The organism is Thioclava sp. PTB-PU3-1, assembly GCF_055666785.1.
Window position 1 is genome coordinate 78,909 of the sequence record NZ_JBVNVL010000002.1, and the last position, 15,449, is coordinate 94,357.

20 protein-coding genes are annotated in these 15,449 nt (G+C 64.5%); 11 read left to right on the forward strand and 9 right to left on the reverse strand.

All coding sequences use genetic code 11. From position 1 onward, the window contains the following. Positions 1-117: 117 nt before the first annotated feature. From ACZ7GB_RS05825 to ubiA, 3 genes are all read right to left on the reverse strand, one after another. A complete protein-coding gene (locus tag ACZ7GB_RS05825; protein ID WP_078522484.1) occupies positions 118-444 on the reverse strand; it encodes a hypothetical protein in 327 nt (108 codons plus the stop codon). A gap of 11 nt (positions 445-455) precedes the next feature. After that, complete coding sequence (locus ACZ7GB_RS05830; protein WP_472157952.1) at positions 456-2,525, reverse strand: OmpA family protein; 2,070 nt, start codon at positions 2,523-2,525, stop codon at positions 456-458. Between the two features lie 78 nt (positions 2,526-2,603). Further along, positions 2,604-3,608, reverse strand: a complete 1,005-nt coding sequence (gene ubiA / locus ACZ7GB_RS05835) for a 4-hydroxybenzoate octaprenyltransferase (protein WP_472157953.1) — start codon at positions 3,606-3,608, stop codon at positions 2,604-2,606. Positions 3,609-3,620: 12 nt separating this feature from the next. On the opposite strand from ubiA, the gene ACZ7GB_RS05840 reads away from it, so the two are divergent. Genes ACZ7GB_RS05840 through ACZ7GB_RS05850 form a run of 3 tightly spaced genes read left to right on the forward strand, consistent with a single transcriptional unit; the run spans position 3,621 to position 6,319 of the window. Beyond that, complete coding sequence (locus ACZ7GB_RS05840) at positions 3,621-4,346, forward strand: 16S rRNA (uracil(1498)-N(3))-methyltransferase (RefSeq protein ID WP_472157954.1); 726 nt, start codon at positions 3,621-3,623, stop codon at positions 4,344-4,346. Beyond that, positions 4,343-4,897 carry a hypothetical protein gene (locus ACZ7GB_RS05845; protein ID WP_472157955.1) on the forward strand — a complete coding sequence of 185 codons (555 nt, stop codon included), beginning with the start codon at positions 4,343-4,345 and terminating at the stop codon, positions 4,895-4,897. Before ACZ7GB_RS05840 ends, ACZ7GB_RS05845 begins: the two co-directional genes overlap by 4 nt. Before the next feature lie 51 nt (positions 4,898-4,948). Next, the gene (locus ACZ7GB_RS05850; protein WP_078522489.1) at positions 4,949-6,319 is read left to right on the forward strand and encodes a glutamate--cysteine ligase; all 1,371 of its coding nucleotides are present in this window, start codon (positions 4,949-4,951) and stop codon (positions 6,317-6,319) included. A 37-nt stretch (positions 6,320-6,356) separates the two neighbouring features. On the opposite strand, the gene ACZ7GB_RS05855 is transcribed toward ACZ7GB_RS05850, so the two are convergent. After that, positions 6,357-7,052, reverse strand: a complete 696-nt coding sequence (locus ACZ7GB_RS05855; RefSeq protein ID WP_472157956.1) for an NAD-dependent deacylase — start codon at positions 7,050-7,052, stop codon at positions 6,357-6,359. A 29-nt stretch (positions 7,053-7,081) separates the two neighbouring features. On the opposite strand from ACZ7GB_RS05855, the gene ACZ7GB_RS05860 reads away from it, so the two are divergent. Next, on the forward strand, positions 7,082-7,552 hold the full coding sequence (locus ACZ7GB_RS05860; protein ID WP_078542237.1) for a low molecular weight protein-tyrosine-phosphatase: 471 nt from the start codon (positions 7,082-7,084) through the stop codon (positions 7,550-7,552). 23 nt (positions 7,553-7,575) lie between these two features. Here the strand turns inward: ACZ7GB_RS05860 and ACZ7GB_RS05865 are convergent, their stop codons facing one another. After that, the gene (locus tag ACZ7GB_RS05865) at positions 7,576-7,884 is read right to left on the reverse strand and encodes a hypothetical protein (RefSeq protein ID WP_078522492.1); all 309 of its coding nucleotides are present in this window, start codon (positions 7,882-7,884) and stop codon (positions 7,576-7,578) included. A 203-nt stretch (positions 7,885-8,087) separates the two neighbouring features. Then, a complete protein-coding gene (locus ACZ7GB_RS05870) occupies positions 8,088-8,279 on the reverse strand; it encodes a heavy-metal-associated domain-containing protein (RefSeq protein WP_075773932.1) in 192 nt (63 codons plus the stop codon). A 119-nt stretch (positions 8,280-8,398) separates the two neighbouring features. Between ACZ7GB_RS05870 and lepA the strand changes: the two genes are divergently transcribed. Beyond that, positions 8,399-10,198 (forward strand): translation elongation factor 4, encoded by a 1,800-nt coding sequence (gene lepA / locus ACZ7GB_RS05875; protein ID WP_078522493.1) that lies wholly within the window; start codon positions 8,399-8,401, stop codon positions 10,196-10,198. 140 nt (positions 10,199-10,338) lie between these two features. Continuing rightward, a complete protein-coding gene (locus ACZ7GB_RS05880) occupies positions 10,339-10,818 on the forward strand; it encodes a pyridoxamine 5'-phosphate oxidase family protein (RefSeq protein WP_472157957.1) in 480 nt (159 codons plus the stop codon). A gap of 91 nt (positions 10,819-10,909) precedes the next feature. Here ACZ7GB_RS05880 and ACZ7GB_RS05885 read toward each other — a convergent pair whose 3' ends face one another. Further along, on the reverse strand, positions 10,910-11,047 hold the full coding sequence (locus ACZ7GB_RS05885) for an entericidin A/B family lipoprotein (protein WP_108722389.1): 138 nt from the start codon (positions 11,045-11,047) through the stop codon (positions 10,910-10,912). A gap of 115 nt (positions 11,048-11,162) precedes the next feature. Between ACZ7GB_RS05885 and ACZ7GB_RS05890 the strand changes: the two genes are divergently transcribed. From ACZ7GB_RS05890 to ACZ7GB_RS05905, 4 genes are all read left to right on the forward strand, one after another. Beyond that, positions 11,163-11,375, forward strand: coding sequence for a hypothetical protein (locus ACZ7GB_RS05890; RefSeq protein ID WP_078549035.1), 213 nt, complete (start codon positions 11,163-11,165; stop codon positions 11,373-11,375). 129 nt (positions 11,376-11,504) lie between these two features. Beyond that, positions 11,505-11,822 carry a hypothetical protein gene (locus ACZ7GB_RS05895; RefSeq protein ID WP_472157958.1) on the forward strand — a complete coding sequence of 106 codons (318 nt, stop codon included), beginning with the start codon at positions 11,505-11,507 and terminating at the stop codon, positions 11,820-11,822. Between the two features lie 112 nt (positions 11,823-11,934). Continuing rightward, positions 11,935-12,117 carry a hypothetical protein gene (locus tag ACZ7GB_RS05900; protein ID WP_078522498.1) on the forward strand — a complete coding sequence of 61 codons (183 nt, stop codon included), beginning with the start codon at positions 11,935-11,937 and terminating at the stop codon, positions 12,115-12,117. Between the two features lie 119 nt (positions 12,118-12,236). Then, entirely contained in the window at positions 12,237-12,728 is a 492-nt protein-coding gene (locus ACZ7GB_RS05905) for a cytochrome b (RefSeq protein ID WP_472157959.1), read from the forward strand. A gap of 19 nt (positions 12,729-12,747) precedes the next feature. Here ACZ7GB_RS05905 and ACZ7GB_RS05910 read toward each other — a convergent pair whose 3' ends face one another. Beyond that, the gene (locus ACZ7GB_RS05910; RefSeq protein ID WP_472157960.1) at positions 12,748-13,536 is read right to left on the reverse strand and encodes an alpha/beta fold hydrolase; all 789 of its coding nucleotides are present in this window, start codon (positions 13,534-13,536) and stop codon (positions 12,748-12,750) included. Between the two features lie 142 nt (positions 13,537-13,678). Here ACZ7GB_RS05910 and ACZ7GB_RS05915 point away from each other — a divergent pair, with 142 nt between their 5' ends. Beyond that, the gene (locus tag ACZ7GB_RS05915; protein ID WP_472157961.1) at positions 13,679-14,050 is read left to right on the forward strand and encodes a hypothetical protein; all 372 of its coding nucleotides are present in this window, start codon (positions 13,679-13,681) and stop codon (positions 14,048-14,050) included. A 71-nt stretch (positions 14,051-14,121) separates the two neighbouring features. On the opposite strand, the gene glyA is transcribed toward ACZ7GB_RS05915, so the two are convergent. Further along, positions 14,122-15,414: a serine hydroxymethyltransferase gene (gene glyA / locus ACZ7GB_RS05920; protein WP_098411994.1), complete on the reverse strand. Its 1,293-nt coding sequence runs from the start codon at positions 15,412-15,414 to the stop codon at positions 14,122-14,124. Between the last annotated feature and the right edge of the window lie 35 nt (positions 15,415-15,449).

Here is a 15,449-nt window from a genome sequence, read left to right on the forward strand (position 1 = left end):
GGGGCGGACAGAGAGGGCGATACCACTTTCGACAGGCGGGCCAAAGCGCGAGATGCCCGAGTTTCGCCGGGCGTGGCCACGATGCCGCGCCCTCGGCGAGCGCGGCGCGGCGATGGCTCAGGCCTCTTTCGAGCGCTCGATATAGGCGCGCAGTTCTTCGGCCTCGTGGCGGGCGTCGCGCAGACCATCCATCGCCGCGCGCAGTTCCGCCTCGGTCTGGCTGAGCTGATTGGCCAGTTCCGCCTCGCGTTGCTCGACATAGACGAGCGCCTGATCGCGGGTCTCTTCGGCTTCATGCAACGCCTGCGCCATCTGCTCCAGCTCGCCCATATCGGCTTGGCTCACGCGGGTGAGGCGGTGGATCAACCAGCTCGCGAACCAGCCGAGAGCGAAAGCCACGAAAAGGATGATCGCTGTGGCGATGATGAATTCGGTTCTGTTCATATGACGTCCCTTCAGCCCTTCGACAGGTCCTCCGGCCGGGATTGCGGGCGCGGCGTTTCATCGCCGGGCGTCTCGACCGGAATTTCTTCTTCTTGCGGGGTGTTTTCCCCCGGTTCTGCGGCGGTGTCCCCATCGCCGTTTTCGCTTTGCGCGCCGTCTTCGGTGGCGGGCGCACCGTCGTCGGTCACGGCGCCGTTCCAATGCGGCTCGCCGTCTTCTGCGGCGCCCGTCGCATCTGCGGTGGCATCGGGCAGCGCGTCGTCGCCCACCGGCGCCTCGTCCAGCAGCACGAATTCGATCCGACGGTTCTTCTCGCGGCCTGCCTCGGTGTCGTTCGAGGCGATCGGCTGAGCTTCGCCATAGCCTTTCGCTTCGAGATTGCCGATCAGCACGCCACGGTCGAGAAGCCCGCGGATCACCGCCTGCGCGCGCTGTTGCGACAGCTGCAGGTTCATTTCCTCGCGGCCCTGATTGTCGGTGTAGCCGGCCACTTCCATCTTGAAATCGGTGCAGTTCTTCATCGATTTCGCCAAAGCGTCGAGCGCGTCCAGGCTTTCCGAGGCGACCTGCGCCGAACCCGGATCGAAATCGACCTTCTTCTTCTGCAGCGTCTCATTGAGGCGCGCGACGCATTCCTTGCCGGTCGGCAGGGCCAGCTGCTCATCGAGGCGCTTGTCGTATTTCACGCTCAGGTCGATCTGCGCGTCTTCGCCAAGCTGGCTGGTCAGGATGCGCGAGATCGTGTCGGAAGCCTGCGGATCGCCCGAGATGCCGTTGACCGAGATGCCGTCGCGGGTGACCGTGACCTTGCCGTCATGGAGCACCGAGAGCGCGTCGAGCGCGGCCAGCGTGCGCACCGGCCAACCGGCGGGAAGCTCTTTGTCGACGCGGGTCGCGCCGTGGACATTGTCGTGGCCGAGCTTGGCGCGGGCGTAGCTTTCGATGGTCTGGCGTTCGCGCGCATCGGTCACGCGGCCCTTGAGCTCGACATGGCCGTCGCCATCGCGGGTCGCGGTGAAGCTGGCCTCGGCGGCTTTCGCATCGGGGGCCGGTTCGCGCTTGGCCTTGAGCGAGAACACTCCAGGCAGGTTCGATTCCAGCTCGCCCACGACATCGTCGAATTTCTGCTGATCGACGGTCGAGGGGGCATCGAGTGCGATATCGGCATCCGAGAAGGTCACCGAGCCTGCGCCGAGATCGCCGACCGCCTTGATCGCCATCTGCGCGGCCTTGGACCAATCAGGCGACGGGGTGCCCATGCCGATGGTGCAGGTCAGCGTGCCTTTCGCGCCTGTCGCGCGGGCGGCAGTCAGGATGCGGTCGCGCGCGCGCTCGTTATCGGCGGAGCAGGCGTCGAAATGCGGGCCTTCCTCGTCGTCGATGAGGAAGCGCAGGGTGAAGGGGGTGATCACGGGGCGCGGCGCGGAGATGTCGAAGCTGAGCTTGAGATCGGTGGGGCGGCGGCGTGCGAGCGATGTTTCCACCCGGCCTTTCTCGGAGGGGCTGTCGGTGATCGCCTGAACCGAGACCTTGCCGGCGGTGACCGAAATCTTAGAGCGCGGCAGCGTCTCGATCGTGGTCATCGCGAATTGCATCGCCTCGTCCCAGCCGCCGGGCACCGGGTAATCGGCGCTCTCCAGCATGTCGGTGACGCCATCCTCGCCCGCGACTTTCGAGAGTTTCTCGACGATCGCATCGCGGTCGACCGAGGAGGGCACCAGCCCGATCAGCGAGATGCCGTTCTCGTTGCGCAGCATCTCCAGCGAGAAGGCGGGGGGCGTGATCGGCTTGGTGATCTGCGTGTCGGTATTGTCGACGACCCGCGAGCTATCGACGTATTTGTCGACCTCCGAGACCGCGCGGAACCGCTCGGCCTCGGTCGGGGCGGTGCCGGAGAGGAGGACTTGCAGCCCGTCGGTATGGATCCGCATCCAGCCGTAGCCCTGCGCCTCCATCGCGACGCGTACTTCTTGTTTCGTGGATTTCTCGACAACGGTCGCAGCGCCGCCCGCAATGACTGCGGAGACGACGAGTGCGAGGACAAAGGCGGCGATCGTCAACAAGGTGGCGCGGCTGCGCATCGGTCTCAGGCCCTCCCCCAGGGAATCTTTATCCCGTTTCCTTAAGGCGCAGGGGCGCGGGGATCAATCGAAACGCCGTTACACGATTGCGCCAACGGCGAGAAACAGCGCAGCGATGAGGCCGGTATCGCGGTTCGCGCGGAACAGTTTCAGGCAGGTGTCCGGGTCGTCGATATCGAGCTGGCGCATCTGCCAGAGCATGTGCCACCCCATCGCCCAGGGCGCGAGCAGGGAGAGCGCGAGACGCAGCGGCGACGCGCCGGGGATGAGCGCGCCCATCACCGCGATGGTCATCAGCGCAACAGAAGTCATCAGGAAGCCGCCGAGCCATTTCGCGCTGTCGTCGCCAAAGAGTCGCGCGGTGGATTTCACCCCGATCAGCGCGTCGTCTTCTTTGTCCTGATGCGCATAGATCGTGTCGTAGAACAGCGTCCAGGCCATGCCCGCGAAGTAAAGCACGACGGGCGGCCAGCTGAGGCTGCCGGTATGCGCGACCCATAGCAGCAGCGCGCCCCAGTTGAACGCGATCCCGAGGAAGATCTGCGGCCACCAGGTGAAGCGCTTGGCGAAGGGATAGATCGCGACCGGCCCGAGCGAGACGATCCCGAGGATGATCGCGGGCGTGTTGAAGGTCAGCAGGATCGCGAAGGAGATCAGCGACTGGATCACCGCCCAGCCCAGCGCCTGTTTTGTCGAGACCTGCCCCGAGGGGATCGGCCGCGAGCGGGTGCGGGCCACGCCCGCATCGATGTCGCGGTCGGTGATGTCGTTCCATGTGCAGCCCGCGCCGCGCATCAGGAAGGCCCCGATGGAAGCGCCGACCGCCAGCCACAAATCCCACCAGATGAAGCCACCTGTCGAGGACGCCGCCAGCGCGATCGACCAGTAGCAGGGCAGCAGCAGCAGCCATGTCCCGATAGGCCGGTCGGCGCGGCTCAGCCGCAGGTAGGGCCGCGTCCATGCCGGAGCCAGCCGGTCGACCCAGTTGCCGCGATAGGCATCCGCGACCGTGCCGTTCACGTCGTTCGGGGTCTCGCCCGTGCTCGCGTTTGCCGCCTCTGGCGTTTCGGTTTTTCCGCTCATACAGTCCGCCTCATGGAACGTGCCAAGATCAGGCTCTGTGTAGAGCACCCGCTGGGCGCGGGGCAAGCCGTGCCTCTGACTCAGGACGAAGCGCATTACCTCTTTGCGGTGATGCGGCTGGCCGTGAACGCCCGTGTGGCGCTGTTCAACGGGCGCGATGGCGAGTGGACGGCGGAGGTCGTCGAGGCCCACAAGAAGCGCGGTATTCTGGCCTGCGTCGAGCAGGCCGCGCCTCAGCTCGCGCCGCCCGATCTCTGGCTGATCTTCGCGCCGATCAAGAAAGAGCGCACCGATTTCATCGTCGAGAAGGCGACCGAACTGGGCTGCGCTCAGGTCTTGCCGGTGCAGACCGAGTTCACCAATTCCGCGCGCATCCGGCAGGACCGCTTGCAGGCCCATGCCAAGGAAGCGGCGGAGCAATGTATGGGCACCTATGTGCCCCCGGTCGAGGATTTGCAGGGGCTCAAGAAGCTGCTGGATGGCTGGGATCCGAGCCGTCGTATCCTCTGGGCCGACGAGGCTTTGGTCGGTCCCGCAGAGACGCTCGCGGGGCTGCAGCCCGGCCCTTGGGCGATCCTGATCGGTCCCGAAGGCGGGTTCTCGGAGGCCGAGCGCGAGAGGCTCCGCAGTCTCGATTTCGTCACTCCGGTCAGCCTTGGTCCGCGCATCCTGCGCGCCGATACGGCGGTCTGCGCGGCGATCACATTGTGGCAATCGGCGCTGGGAGACTGGCGGTGATCCGTCCCGAGGTCGCAGAAGGTTTCAAACGCTGGGGCGAGGTGATCGCCGCGGGCGTCGTGGTGGCGTTCGGCGCGTGGTTGATCTGGCTCGGCGGATTGATCCTGATGCCGCTGGGACTGGTCGCCGTGGCGCTCGGGCTCGGCTGGGCGCTGATCGGCTGGCGTCGGTTGCGCTTTGCGCGTGAAACAAATGCGCCGGGTCTGGTCGAGATCGACGAGGGCCGTATCTCCTACTTCGCGGCCAGCCGGGCGCGCGCCATTGCGGGGCCGGGCAGCAATGTCTCGGCCCTCGGGATGGGCGGCGAATTGCCGCTGCGCGAACTGGCGGAAATCCGTCTGCTGACGCTGCAGGGCCAGCAATATTGGCGGCTGCGCAGCCTCTCGGGCGAGGCGCTGCTGATCCCGCTCGATGCGGCGGGGGCGGATGCGCTCTACGATGCCTTCGCGAGCCTGCCGGGGATCGACATGGGGAAGATCTCTGCCGCGCTTGACCAAAAGTCTGCCGCACAGAGCCTCTGGACCCGCAAACAGGTTTCACGCTTGACTTGAGCCAACCCCCGCGCCACCTGTGGCGCTCCATAAAGCGACGCGAGAAAAGACATGTCCATTCCGCAGCAGGGCGGTGGCCCGATCGAGCGCTTCGAGCAACTGGCCGAATATCTGGCCGAAGGTGAGAAGCCGCGCGACGACTGGCGCATCGGCACCGAGCATGAAAAATTCGGCTATTGCGCGGACAAGCAATTGCCGCTGCCCTATGACGGCCCGCGGTCGATCAAGGCGATGCTGGAAGGTCTGCGCGACCGCTTCGGCTGGAAGCCGGTGGAAGAGCAGGGCAAGATCATCGGGCTGGAGCTGAACGGCGCGAATGTCAGCCTCGAGCCGGGCGGTCAGCTGGAACTGTCGGGCGCGCCGCTCGAGACGATCCACCAGACCTGCGACGAGGTGAACGAACACCTGCGCGAAGTGCAGTCGGTCGCCGACGATATCGGTGTGAAGTTCATCGGTCTGGGCGCGGCCCCGATCTGGACGCAAGACCAGATGCACATGATGCCCAAGGGGCGCTATCGGCTGATGACCGATTACATGGGCCGCGTGGGCGAGCTGGGCACGCAGATGATGTATCGCACCTGCACCGTGCAGGTGAACCTCGACTTCGGTTCGGAAGCCGACATGGTGCAGAAGATGCGCGTGGCGCTGGCGCTGCAGCCGGTCGCGACGGCTCTCTTCGCCAATTCGCCCTTCCTCGACGGCAAACCCAACGGCATGAAGTCCTGGCGCAGCCATATCTGGCAGAACCTCGACGACGCGCGCACGGGCATGCTGCCCTTCATGTTCGAAGAGGGCGCGGGCTACGAGGCATACGTGAACTACGTCCTCGATGTGCCGATGTATTTCGTCTATCGCGACGGCAAATATATCGACGCTCTGGGCCAGTCCTTCCGCGACTTCCTGAAGGGCGAACTGCCCGCGCTGCCCGGCGAGAAGCCGACGCTGAGCGACTGGGCCGATCACCTGACGACCGTCTTCCCCGAGGCACGCGCGAAGAAATTCATCGAGATGCGCGGCGCCGATGGCGGGCCGTGGCGGCGTCTGTGCGCGCTGCCCGCACTGTGGGTCGGTCTGCTTTACGACCAGACCGCGCTGGATGCGGCATGGGATCTGGTGAAGGGCTTCGACCACGAGACCCGCGAAGGTCTGCGCCGCGCGGCGGCGGTCGATGCGCTGCAGGGCGAGTTCAACGGCGTGAAGCTGCACGACCTCGCACGCGAGACGGTGGCGATCGCGAAGTCCGGTCTGGCGGCGCGGGCGAAGCCCGGCGCGGGCGGGATGATCCCCGACGAGACCCATTTCCTCAATGCGCTGGAAGAGAGCGTCGAGACGGGCCGCGTGCCTGCCGACGAGCTTCTCGAGAAATATCACGGCGAGTGGAATGGCGATCTGAGCAAGATCTACGCCGAATACAGCTACTGACGGGAGGGCAGGGCGGTCTGCCGCCCCGCCGTTCCTCTCACCGCGACCCCAGCCGCTCGCGCACCCATTGAGGGACCAGCACGCTTGCCGGGCCTTGGCGCGATGTGTCGAACATCGTGCTGCCCGCCGAGGGGTCGAGGTTCAGCTCCAGCGTCTCCACCCCGCACATCGCGGCGTCCTGTACGAAGCCCGCCGCCGGGTAGACATTGCCGCTGGTGCCGATCGAGACGAACAGATCCGCGGCTTCCAGCTCGCGGATGATCCGATCCATCTGATAGGGCATCTCGTTGAACCAGACGATGTCGGGTCGCGTGGCTTTGCGCCCGCACTCGGGGCAGGTGTCATGCGGCTGCATCGCCTCGGGCGCGGGCCAGCGATGGTCGCAGGCGTGGCACAGCGCGCCGAAGAGCGAGCCGTGCATGTGGATCACGTTCTGAGACCCGGCGCGCTCGTGCAGGTCATCGACATTCTGCGTCACCACCAGAACCTCGTGGCCCGGAGCGGCCTCCAGCTCGGCCAGCGCGAGATGGGCGGGGTTCGGCTGGGCCGCGCGCGCCGCCGCCCGGCGCGCGTTGTAGAAGCGGTGCACCAGCGCGGGGTCGCGCGCGAAGCCCTCGGGCGTTGCCACGTCCATGATGCGGTGTTCTTCCCACAGGCCGTCGCTTGCGCGAAACGTGCGGATGCCGCTTTCGGCAGAAATTCCCGCGCCCGTCAGAATCACGACCTTGGCCATCGCTGCGCCCTCCGTTATCACTTCACCCTATGCGTATCCTCTTTCTCTGCCTTGGCAATATCTGCCGCTCGCCCGCCGCCGAAGCGGTGACCCGTCACAAGGCCGCTGCAGCCGGGCTCGATATCGAGTTCGACAGTGCAGGCACCGGCACCTGGCATCTCGGAGAGCCGCCCTACGATCCGATGATCGCGGCGGCGGAAGCGCGCGGCTACGACATGCGCAGCCTGCGCGCACGGCAAATCCAGCCCGCCGATTACGACGGGTTCGATGTGATCCTGGCGATGGATGAGAATAACCTGCGCGATGCGCTTGACGGGGCGCCGCGCGAGATGCGCGCACAGGTGCAGATGTTCATCGACGGGCCGGAGGGGCCGCGCGATGTGCCCGATCCCTATTTCACCCGCAATTTCGATGGAGCCCTCGATCTGATCGAGGCGGGCGCGGATCAGTTGATCGCCGACCTGCTGGCCGACGAAGAAGAAAAGCGGCGCGGGCAGTAGACCGCGCGCCGCCGATCAGGCGCTTACTTGCAGAAGCCTTCCGCCGTCGCGGCGAAATTCTTGTAGCGGTCCCAGAAGTCCGAATCCGACTGGCGGTCGGACATGCGCACTTCCTGCGCGCGGTCGGGATCGTGGAAGAAGCTTGCGGCGCGGCGCTGGTCGCGATGGCTCAGCGTCATGTCCGCGACTTGCTGGATGCAGCCGCAGGTGCCGGGATTGCTGGCGCGGCCCGCTTTCTGACACGCGTTGTCGATCGGCCCGGCCGAAGCCATCGAAGCAAGCGCCATGGCGCCCGAGAACGCGCAGAGTCCGAGTGTGGTCTTGAAAATCATCTACTGCCCCTTTGTCGTTGCGGCCGGCATGTGTTTGCCGATCCTGCCTGCTCATTTGTCCGCGATTCTAACTCAAATTCAAAAAGCGGGCAACAAAACAGGCAGGATTCCGCCGGTTCGGGGCAGGGGAGGGAACCCGTTTTCTAGTCATCGCGTTGCGCGTGCACGGGCCCACTACATCTGGATGGCGTCAGCCCTCCAGATCACTCTTCGACCGGGGTGGCCTCATAGCCTGCGCCTTTCAGAGCGCTGATCACGGTGGATTCGGGCAGCCCTTCCACTTCGACCTCGCGATCTTCCAGATAGACATCGGCCTTGCCGCCGACCTCTTCGATCGCAGCCTCGACCGAGGCTTTGCAGTGCCCGCAGGTCATGTTCGGAACGGAATAGATCATCTTGCGTCTCCCGTGTTTCGTGTCTCAGGGATATGTCGGACGCGACCGGGCCGAGGTCAATGGCAGATGGCGTTCAATCCCTCTTCCCGGCCCGCTTTTTCCCCTGTATACGCGCGCCCATGACTGATCTTGATCGCATCCGCAATTTCTCCATCGTGGCGCATATCGACCACGGTAAATCCACGCTCGCCGACCGGCTGATTCAGCTGACCGGTACCGTGGCCGAACGCGATATGAAGGACCAGCTCCTCGACGCGATGGATATCGAGCGTGAGCGCGGCATCACGATCAAGGCCAACTCGGTGCGGATCGACTATCCCGCCAAGGACGGCAAAACCTATGTGCTGAACCTGATCGACACCCCCGGCCACGTCGACTTCGCCTATGAAGTCTCGCGCTCGATGCAGGCCGTCGAAGGCTCGCTGCTGGTCGTCGATGCCTCGCAGGGCGTCGAGGCGCAGACGCTCGCCAACGTCTATCAGGCGATCGACGCGGATCACGAAATCGTTCCGGTCCTGAACAAGATCGACCTGCCCGCGGCAGAGCCCGAGCGCGTGAAGGAGCAGATCGAGGACGTGATCGGGATCGACGCCTCGGACGCCGTCGAGATTTCCGCGAAGACCGGTCTGGGCATCCCGGACGTTCTGGAAGCCATCGTGCAGCGTCTGCCAGCGCCGCAGGGCGACCGTGACGCGCCGCTGAAAGCGATGCTGGTGGATTCGTGGTACGATCCCTATCTGGGCGTCGTCGTTCTGATCCGCGTCATGGATGGCGTGATCAAGAAGGGCGATCAGATCAAGATGATGAAGACGGGGGCGACCTACAAGCTCGACCGTCTCGCCGTTCTGAAACCCGCGATGGTCAATATCGACGAGCTGGGCCCCGGCGAGATCGGCGTCTTCACCGCTTCGATCAAGCAGGTGCGCGACACGAAGGTCGGCGACACGATCACCCACGAGAAGAAGCCCTGCGCCAAGGCGCTGCCGGGCTTCAAACCCTCGATTCCGGTGGTGTTCTGCGGCCTTTTCCCGGTCGATGCGAACGATTTCGAAGCGCTGCGCGACGCGATCGAGAAACTGCAGCTGAACGATGCGAGCTTCTCGGCCGAGATGGAAACCTCGGCAGCGCTCGGCTTCGGCTTCCGCTGTGGTTTCCTCGGGCTGTTGCACCTCGAAGTGGTGCGCGACCGTCTGGAGCGGGAATACGATCTCGACCTGATCACCACCGCGCCCTCGGTGGTCTTCAAGATCCACATGAAGGACGGGGAGGTGATCGAGCTTCACAACCCCGCCGACATGCCCGACCTGACCTATGTCGATCATATCGAGGAGCCGCGCATCAAGGCGACGATCCTCGTGCCGGACGAATATCTCGGCGACGTGCTCAAGCTCTGTCAGGACCGTCGCGGCATCCAGCAGGACCTGACCTATGTCGGTGGCCGCGCGATGGTCGTCTATGACCTGCCGCTCGCCGAGGTCGTGTTCGACTTCTACGACCGCCTGAAATCGGTCACCAAGGGCTATGCCAGCTTCGACTACCAGATCACCGAATATCGCGAGGACTACCTCGTGAAGATGTCAATCCTGGTCAATGACGAGCCGGTCGACGCGCTCTCGATCATGGTCCACCGCGACCGGGCCGAGGCGCGGGGCCGCGCGATGTGCGAGAAGCTCAAGGACCTGATCCCGCGTCACATGTTCAAGATCCCGATCCAGGCCGCCATCGGTGGTCGCGTGATCGCGCGCGAGACGCTGTCGGCGATGCGCAAGGACGTGACCGCGAAATGCTACGGCGGCGACGCGAGCCGGAAAAAGAAGCTGCTGGAGAAGCAGAAGGCCGGTAAGAAAAAGATGCGCCAGTTCGGGAAGGTCGAAATCCCGCAAAGCGCGTTTATCGCGGCGCTGAAGATGGATGAGTGATCCTCTTCGAATTTGACGAATAGAGGCCCGGCGATTGCGCCGGGCCTTTTCATTTCGGGCGGGTCAGTCACGGCCTTTCTGAGGAACATGGCGCGCCACCCCCACGTTCTCCACCCAGACCTATTTCAGGAGGAAACGATATGACCGACCAAGCCAAGATCGAGAAAGATTTCTGGGATGCGCTCGCATCGGATCGCACCGTGATGCTGGCGCGCGCGGGCGTCGAGACGGCAGCGCCGCGGCCGATGACGGCGATCGTCGAGGAGAAGCCCGGCCCCGTCTGGTTCTTCACCGCGCGCGACACGGAATTGATGGAAGGGCTCGCGCCCGGTGCGGGGGCGATGTTCACCTTCGCGGATAAGGGCCACAAGGTTTTCGCGACCGTCACGGGGCGTCTGACCGAACATACCGACCCCGAGTCCGTGGAGCGGCTTTGGAACCCCTTCATCGGCGCCTGGTATGAGGGCAAGGACGACCCCAAACTGGTGCTGCTGCGCTTCGATCCGGATCAGGCCGAGATCTGGGACAGCGGCAACGCGCTGGTCGCGGGCGCGAAGATCCTGCTGTCGTCGGACCCGGGCGAGTCGATGAACGACCGTGTCGCTCATGTGAATTACTGAGCCGGGCGCGTCCCTGACGTTAGAGGTAAGAAAAAGGCCCCGGAAATCTCCGGGGCCTTTGACTTTTTCGCTTAGCTATCAGGCTTGGAATTTAGCGCGCCTGACGCGCCTCGCCCGCGATCGTGTTGCCTGCAACGGACAGGTCCTGACCTGCGCCTTGCACGGTGTTGCAGGCCGCGAGGCCCAGAAGGATTACGGTCATTGCCGCCATTTGAACCGATTTCGTCATCTCTTTCGCTCTCCTATTAAGCCATCACCGGCCAACGTACGAAAAAATTTACGGTTCCGTGGAACTGGAGGCAAGGAGCGGCGTTTTGCCCTCGAACACATAAGGGAGAGCCCGAATGAAGAAGCCTCTGCGCTTATTCCTCGCCGCCCTCTCGGCCCTCGTCGTGACCGGGGTCGTGGTGATCGCAGCTCTGACTTTCGGCTTTGTCGGATGGCAGGAATTCGCGTTCGCCGTGATCGTCGGGATTGTCTTAGGAATTCCCGCAGGTCTCTGGACCGAGCGGCGCATAAAAAGGAATGACCCGTTCTGGCCGCCCCGCCAGGCATGATCCCTGTCAGAACGGTCTTGCGGCCCCTGCTTTGTCCCTCGCGGGGGCCGCACACTCCGCCCGAGCTGGTTAACTTCTTGTTAATTAAGCTCTGAAAGGCTCCGGGTTGTCCCTCCCCGGAGCCTTTCAATGTCTAAAGCCCCGTTTTTCCTTGTCCTTTGCCTCCTCGCAGCCTGCGCCTCCCCAGCGCCGCAGTTTCTCGGCGCGTCGCGGCATGACCTCACGCTCGACGGCATCGACTTCGTCGTCTTCCTCAAGGGAGACCGGGCGGAGGTGGTGCGCATGGGCTATCTGCGCCGGGCAGAGCGGGGGCGCGTGCCGCCCCTGATGATCCGCGCGGCAGAGCAGGTTTCGGGCTGCAAGGTCGCGGGACCGGCGGGCGGGCTCTATCGATCACCCTCGCTGCCCGGCGATACGGGGGAGGCGCGCTTCCAGCTCGATTGCTGATGCGACGCCCTGCCGCAGCAGCGACCGCGCGGACTTGATGCGGATCAAGGTCACATCCGCGTGATCGGAGTCAGTCTGACCACCGAAATGCGCCGCTCAATGGAGATCAGACATGCGCCTCTTCGGTATCATCTACGCCCTCGTCGGACCGACCCTCGCGGGTATCCTCATCACTGCCGCGCTGACGATGAATATGTTCACCACCAACGCGATGATCGTCTCCGCGGTAATCGGGTTCCTCGTCGCCGTGCCAGTTGCGTGGTATATCGCCAAAATGATCCGCGAAAACGCCTGACGGCGCGGCGCGGCACAGGCGTCGGGAAAATCCCAACTTCGTGAAGGGCGGAACCTCTGCGCCTTCGCCGCGCTAGTCCGGCGAGGCGCGGCGGCGTTTCGTCAATTCAAAGAGGTAATATGTCCTACGCTCCCGGCTATTCGAAAACCCAGATTTGGCTCCACTGGGCCGTCGTCCTGCTGCTCATCGTCCAGTATCTGTTCAATGACGCGATGGGGCACACCTTCCACGACCTCATGGAGAGCGGATCGGCGAGCGCCGGGGTGCTGACCTATGGTCACATCGTCCTCGGTATCGCGGTGCTCGTGCTTGCGATCTGGCGTCTGATACTGCGCGCGAGCCACGGCGCGCCCGAGCCGCCGGAGAACGATCCCGCCATTTTCCGGCGCGGCGCGGCTGCAGTCCATTGGCTCCTTTATGCGCTGCTGTTCGCGATCCCGATTGCGGGGCTCGTGGCCTATTACGGGCAGCTTGGATGGGCGGCCGAGACGCACTCGATCCTGACGACCCTGTTGCTGTGGCTGGCCGGGCTGCATGTGGCGGCCGCGCTCTATCACCAATACGTCAAGCGCGATCACCTGATCCGGCGGATGATGAAGCCGGGCGCGTGAGCGCAGCGGCGGGGTTTCCTCAGCTCGCGGAGTTGAGGAAACGCGCCACGTCGGCTTCGAATTCGCGGGGCTTCTCGGCGTGCAGCCAGTGCCCCGCGTTGTCGATTTCCTCGAAACGCGCCTGCGGGAAGAAACCGCGGATACGGTCGTGCATTTCCGGCCGCACGTAATGCGAGTCCGCGCCCGACAAGAACAGCGTCGCGCCTTCGAACTGCTTGCCCTCCAGCGCCTCGGGCCAGCCGAGGATGTCGTCCATATTCGCCTTCAATGCGGCAAGGTTGAACTTCCAGCGCGGCGGGCCGTCGCGCAGCACCAGCGACTGCAGCAGGAAGGCGCGGGTACCCGGATCGAAGACCTGCTCTCCCAGCCGCTCATCCGCGGCGGAGCGCGAGGTGAGATCGGCGATATCCATCCCCTGCATCGCCTCGATCAGCGCGCTGTGGTTGTCGCCATGATCGTAGTTCTCAGGCGCGATATCCGCGACGATGAGATGCGCGACGAGTTGCGGCTGCGTCAGGGCGAGGGTCATCGCCGCCTTGCCGCCCATCGAATGGCCCAGCACATCCGCGACCCCGCCATTCGCCTCGATCACCTCGGCGATGTCGTCGGCCATCGCCTGATAGCTGTGATCATCGTCCCAGAAACTGTCGCCATGATTGCGCATATCGAGCGCGATGACGGGGCGGTCCGCGCTCAGCCGCTTGGCGATCGCGTTCCAGTTCCGGGCCGATCCGAAAAGACCGGGGGCGATGATCAGCGGTCGCGCGCCGGGATTGCTGTCGGAGGTGTAGGGGGTCGTGTTCAACATGGCGCCTAAGCTAGATCGCCTCCCGAGGCGCTTCCAGAGCGGATGCGAAAAAATCTGCGTCCATGCGCGCAGTTGCGCTGATCTCGCGCGGCGGATAGCGTCCGGTGCGGAATTGCTGAACGCTGCGTAAGGAGAGGGCCGGATGGGGCCGGAAAAGATCAATCAGATGGTAGGGCAGGTCTCGCGGCTTCTCGCGCAGCGGCTGGGGGCGAAGGGGGCGACGCTCGAGGCGCGGGTCGCCTCGCGGGCCCGGGCGCTGCCGCGCAAGGTGCGCAAGGCGGCGCTGGTGCTGGTAGATGCCGAGCGCAAAGCGCACGCGCCCAAAATCGCCCGGCAATTGGATGCCCGCCGGGTGGAGGGCGCTTTCGCGACCTGTCGTGACTATCTCGAACCGCTGGGCGCGGCGGAGCGGCTGCGCGCCGCGGCGCTTGGCCTCGCCAGTTCGGTCGCCGTGATCGTGGTGATCGTGGGCGGCACCTTGCTGGCCGCGATGGTCTGGACCGGGGCGATCTGATCGGGTCACGCCCCCAGACATGAAAAAGGCCCCCGGATCGCGGGGGCCTTCAATTCAATCTCGGAACCGGATCACAGTTCGGGGTAGATCGGGAAGCCGCTGAGCAGGGTCGCGACCTTGGCTTTCACGGCCTCTTCGACCTCGCCATTGCCCTCTTCGCCATTCGCGGCGAGCCCGTCGACCACTTCGACGATCAGGCGCGCGATCTCGCGGAACTCTTCCTCGCCGAAGCCACGGGTGGTGCCCGCCGGGGTGCCCAGACGGATGCCCGAGGTGACCATCGGCTTTTCCGGGTCGAACGGGATGCCGTTCTTGTTGCAGGTGATATGCGCGCGGCCCAGAGCCTTCTCGGTCGCGTTGCCTTTCACGCCTTTCGGACGCAGGTCGACCAGCATCACGTGGGTGTCGGTGCCACCGGTGACGATGTCGAGGCCACCTTTCATCAGCTCGTCCGCCAGCGCCTGAGCGTTCTTCACGACCTGCTCGGCATAGCCCTTGAACTCGGGGCGCAGTGCCTCGCCGAAGGCCACGGCCTTGCCGGCGATGACATGCATCAGCGGACCGCCCTGGATGCCCGGGAAGATCGCCGAGTTCACCTTCTTCGCAATCTCCTCGTTATTGGTGAGGATCATGCCGCCACGCGGACCGCGCAGGGTCTTGTGCGTCGTGGTGGTCGCGACATCGGCATAGGGGAAGGGCGAGGGGTGCTGACCGCCCGCTACGAGACCCGCGAAGTGGGCCATGTCGACCATCAGATACGCGCCGATCTCATCCGCGATCTCGCGGAACTTGGCGAAATCGATCTGACGCGGAATGGCCGAGCCGCCCGCAATGATCAGCTTCGGCTTGTGTGCGAGCGCCAGTTCGCGGACCTGATCGTAGTCCAGCAGGCTGTCTTGCTTGCGCACGCCGTATTGCACTGCGTTGAACCACTTGCCCGACTGGTTCGGCTTGGCGCCGTGGGTCAGGTGGCCGCCCGCATCGAGGCTCATGCCGAGGATCGTGTCGCCCGGCTTCACGAGCGCGGTGAACACGCCCTGGTTCGCTTGGCTGCCAGAGTTCGGCTGGACGTTGGCGAATTCGCAGCCAAAGAGTTCCTTGGCGCGGTCGATCGCGAGGTTCTCCGCGACGTCGACATATTGGCAGCCGCCATAGTAGCGCTTGCCCGGGTACCCTTCGGCGTATTTGTTCGTCAGCACCGAACCCTGCGCCTCCATCACCGCCTTCGAGACGATGTTTTCCGAGGCGATCAGTTCGATCTCGTCGCGCTGGCGACCGAGTTCATCGGTGATCGACTTGAAGAGTTCGGGGTCACGGCTGGAGAGGCTTTCGGTGAAGAAGCCCGCATCGCGTTGGTCTTTCATGGCCATTCCTCGCAAAGATCCGGTCGCCGACCGTT

Excerpts from the sequence above, each read along its gene's own strand:
- ACZ7GB_RS05885 (WP_108722389.1), bottom strand. The coding sequence starts at position 11,047 with ATGACGAAATCGGTTCAAATGGCGGCAATGACCGTAATCCTTCTGGGC.
- glyA (WP_098411994.1), bottom strand. The coding sequence starts at position 15,414 with ATGAAAGACCAACGCGATGCGGGCTTCTTCACCGAAAGCCTCTCCAGC.
- ACZ7GB_RS05860 (WP_078542237.1), top strand. The coding sequence starts at position 7,082 with ATGCGTATCCTCTTTCTCTGCCTTGGCAATATCTGCCGCTCGCCCGCC.
- ACZ7GB_RS05825 (WP_078522484.1), bottom strand. The coding sequence starts at position 444 with ATGAACAGAACCGAATTCATCATCGCCACAGCGATCATCCTTTTCGTG.
- ACZ7GB_RS05910 (WP_472157960.1), bottom strand. The coding sequence starts at position 13,536 with ATGTTGAACACGACCCCCTACACCTCCGACAGCAATCCCGGCGCGCGA.
- ACZ7GB_RS05870 (WP_075773932.1), bottom strand. The coding sequence starts at position 8,279 with ATGATCTATTCCGTTCCGAACATGACCTGCGGGCACTGCAAAGCCTCG.
- ACZ7GB_RS05840 (WP_472157954.1), top strand. The coding sequence starts at position 3,621 with ATGGAACGTGCCAAGATCAGGCTCTGTGTAGAGCACCCGCTGGGCGCG.
- ACZ7GB_RS05830 (WP_472157952.1), bottom strand. The coding sequence starts at position 2,525 with ATGCGCAGCCGCGCCACCTTGTTGACGATCGCCGCCTTTGTCCTCGCA.
- ACZ7GB_RS05915 (WP_472157961.1), top strand. The coding sequence starts at position 13,679 with ATGGGGCCGGAAAAGATCAATCAGATGGTAGGGCAGGTCTCGCGGCTT.
- ACZ7GB_RS05850 (WP_078522489.1), top strand. The coding sequence starts at position 4,949 with ATGTCCATTCCGCAGCAGGGCGGTGGCCCGATCGAGCGCTTCGAGCAA.
- ACZ7GB_RS05865 (WP_078522492.1), bottom strand. The coding sequence starts at position 7,884 with ATGATTTTCAAGACCACACTCGGACTCTGCGCGTTCTCGGGCGCCATG.
- ACZ7GB_RS05895 (WP_472157958.1), top strand. The coding sequence starts at position 11,505 with ATGTCTAAAGCCCCGTTTTTCCTTGTCCTTTGCCTCCTCGCAGCCTGC.
- ACZ7GB_RS05890 (WP_078549035.1), top strand. The coding sequence starts at position 11,163 with ATGAAGAAGCCTCTGCGCTTATTCCTCGCCGCCCTCTCGGCCCTCGTC.
- ubiA (WP_472157953.1), bottom strand. The coding sequence starts at position 3,608 with ATGAGCGGAAAAACCGAAACGCCAGAGGCGGCAAACGCGAGCACGGGC.
- ACZ7GB_RS05880 (WP_472157957.1), top strand. The coding sequence starts at position 10,339 with ATGACCGACCAAGCCAAGATCGAGAAAGATTTCTGGGATGCGCTCGCA.
- ACZ7GB_RS05855 (WP_472157956.1), bottom strand. The coding sequence starts at position 7,052 with ATGGCCAAGGTCGTGATTCTGACGGGCGCGGGAATTTCTGCCGAAAGC.
- ACZ7GB_RS05905 (WP_472157959.1), top strand. The coding sequence starts at position 12,237 with ATGTCCTACGCTCCCGGCTATTCGAAAACCCAGATTTGGCTCCACTGG.
- ACZ7GB_RS05900 (WP_078522498.1), top strand. The coding sequence starts at position 11,935 with ATGCGCCTCTTCGGTATCATCTACGCCCTCGTCGGACCGACCCTCGCG.
- lepA (WP_078522493.1), top strand. The coding sequence starts at position 8,399 with ATGACTGATCTTGATCGCATCCGCAATTTCTCCATCGTGGCGCATATC.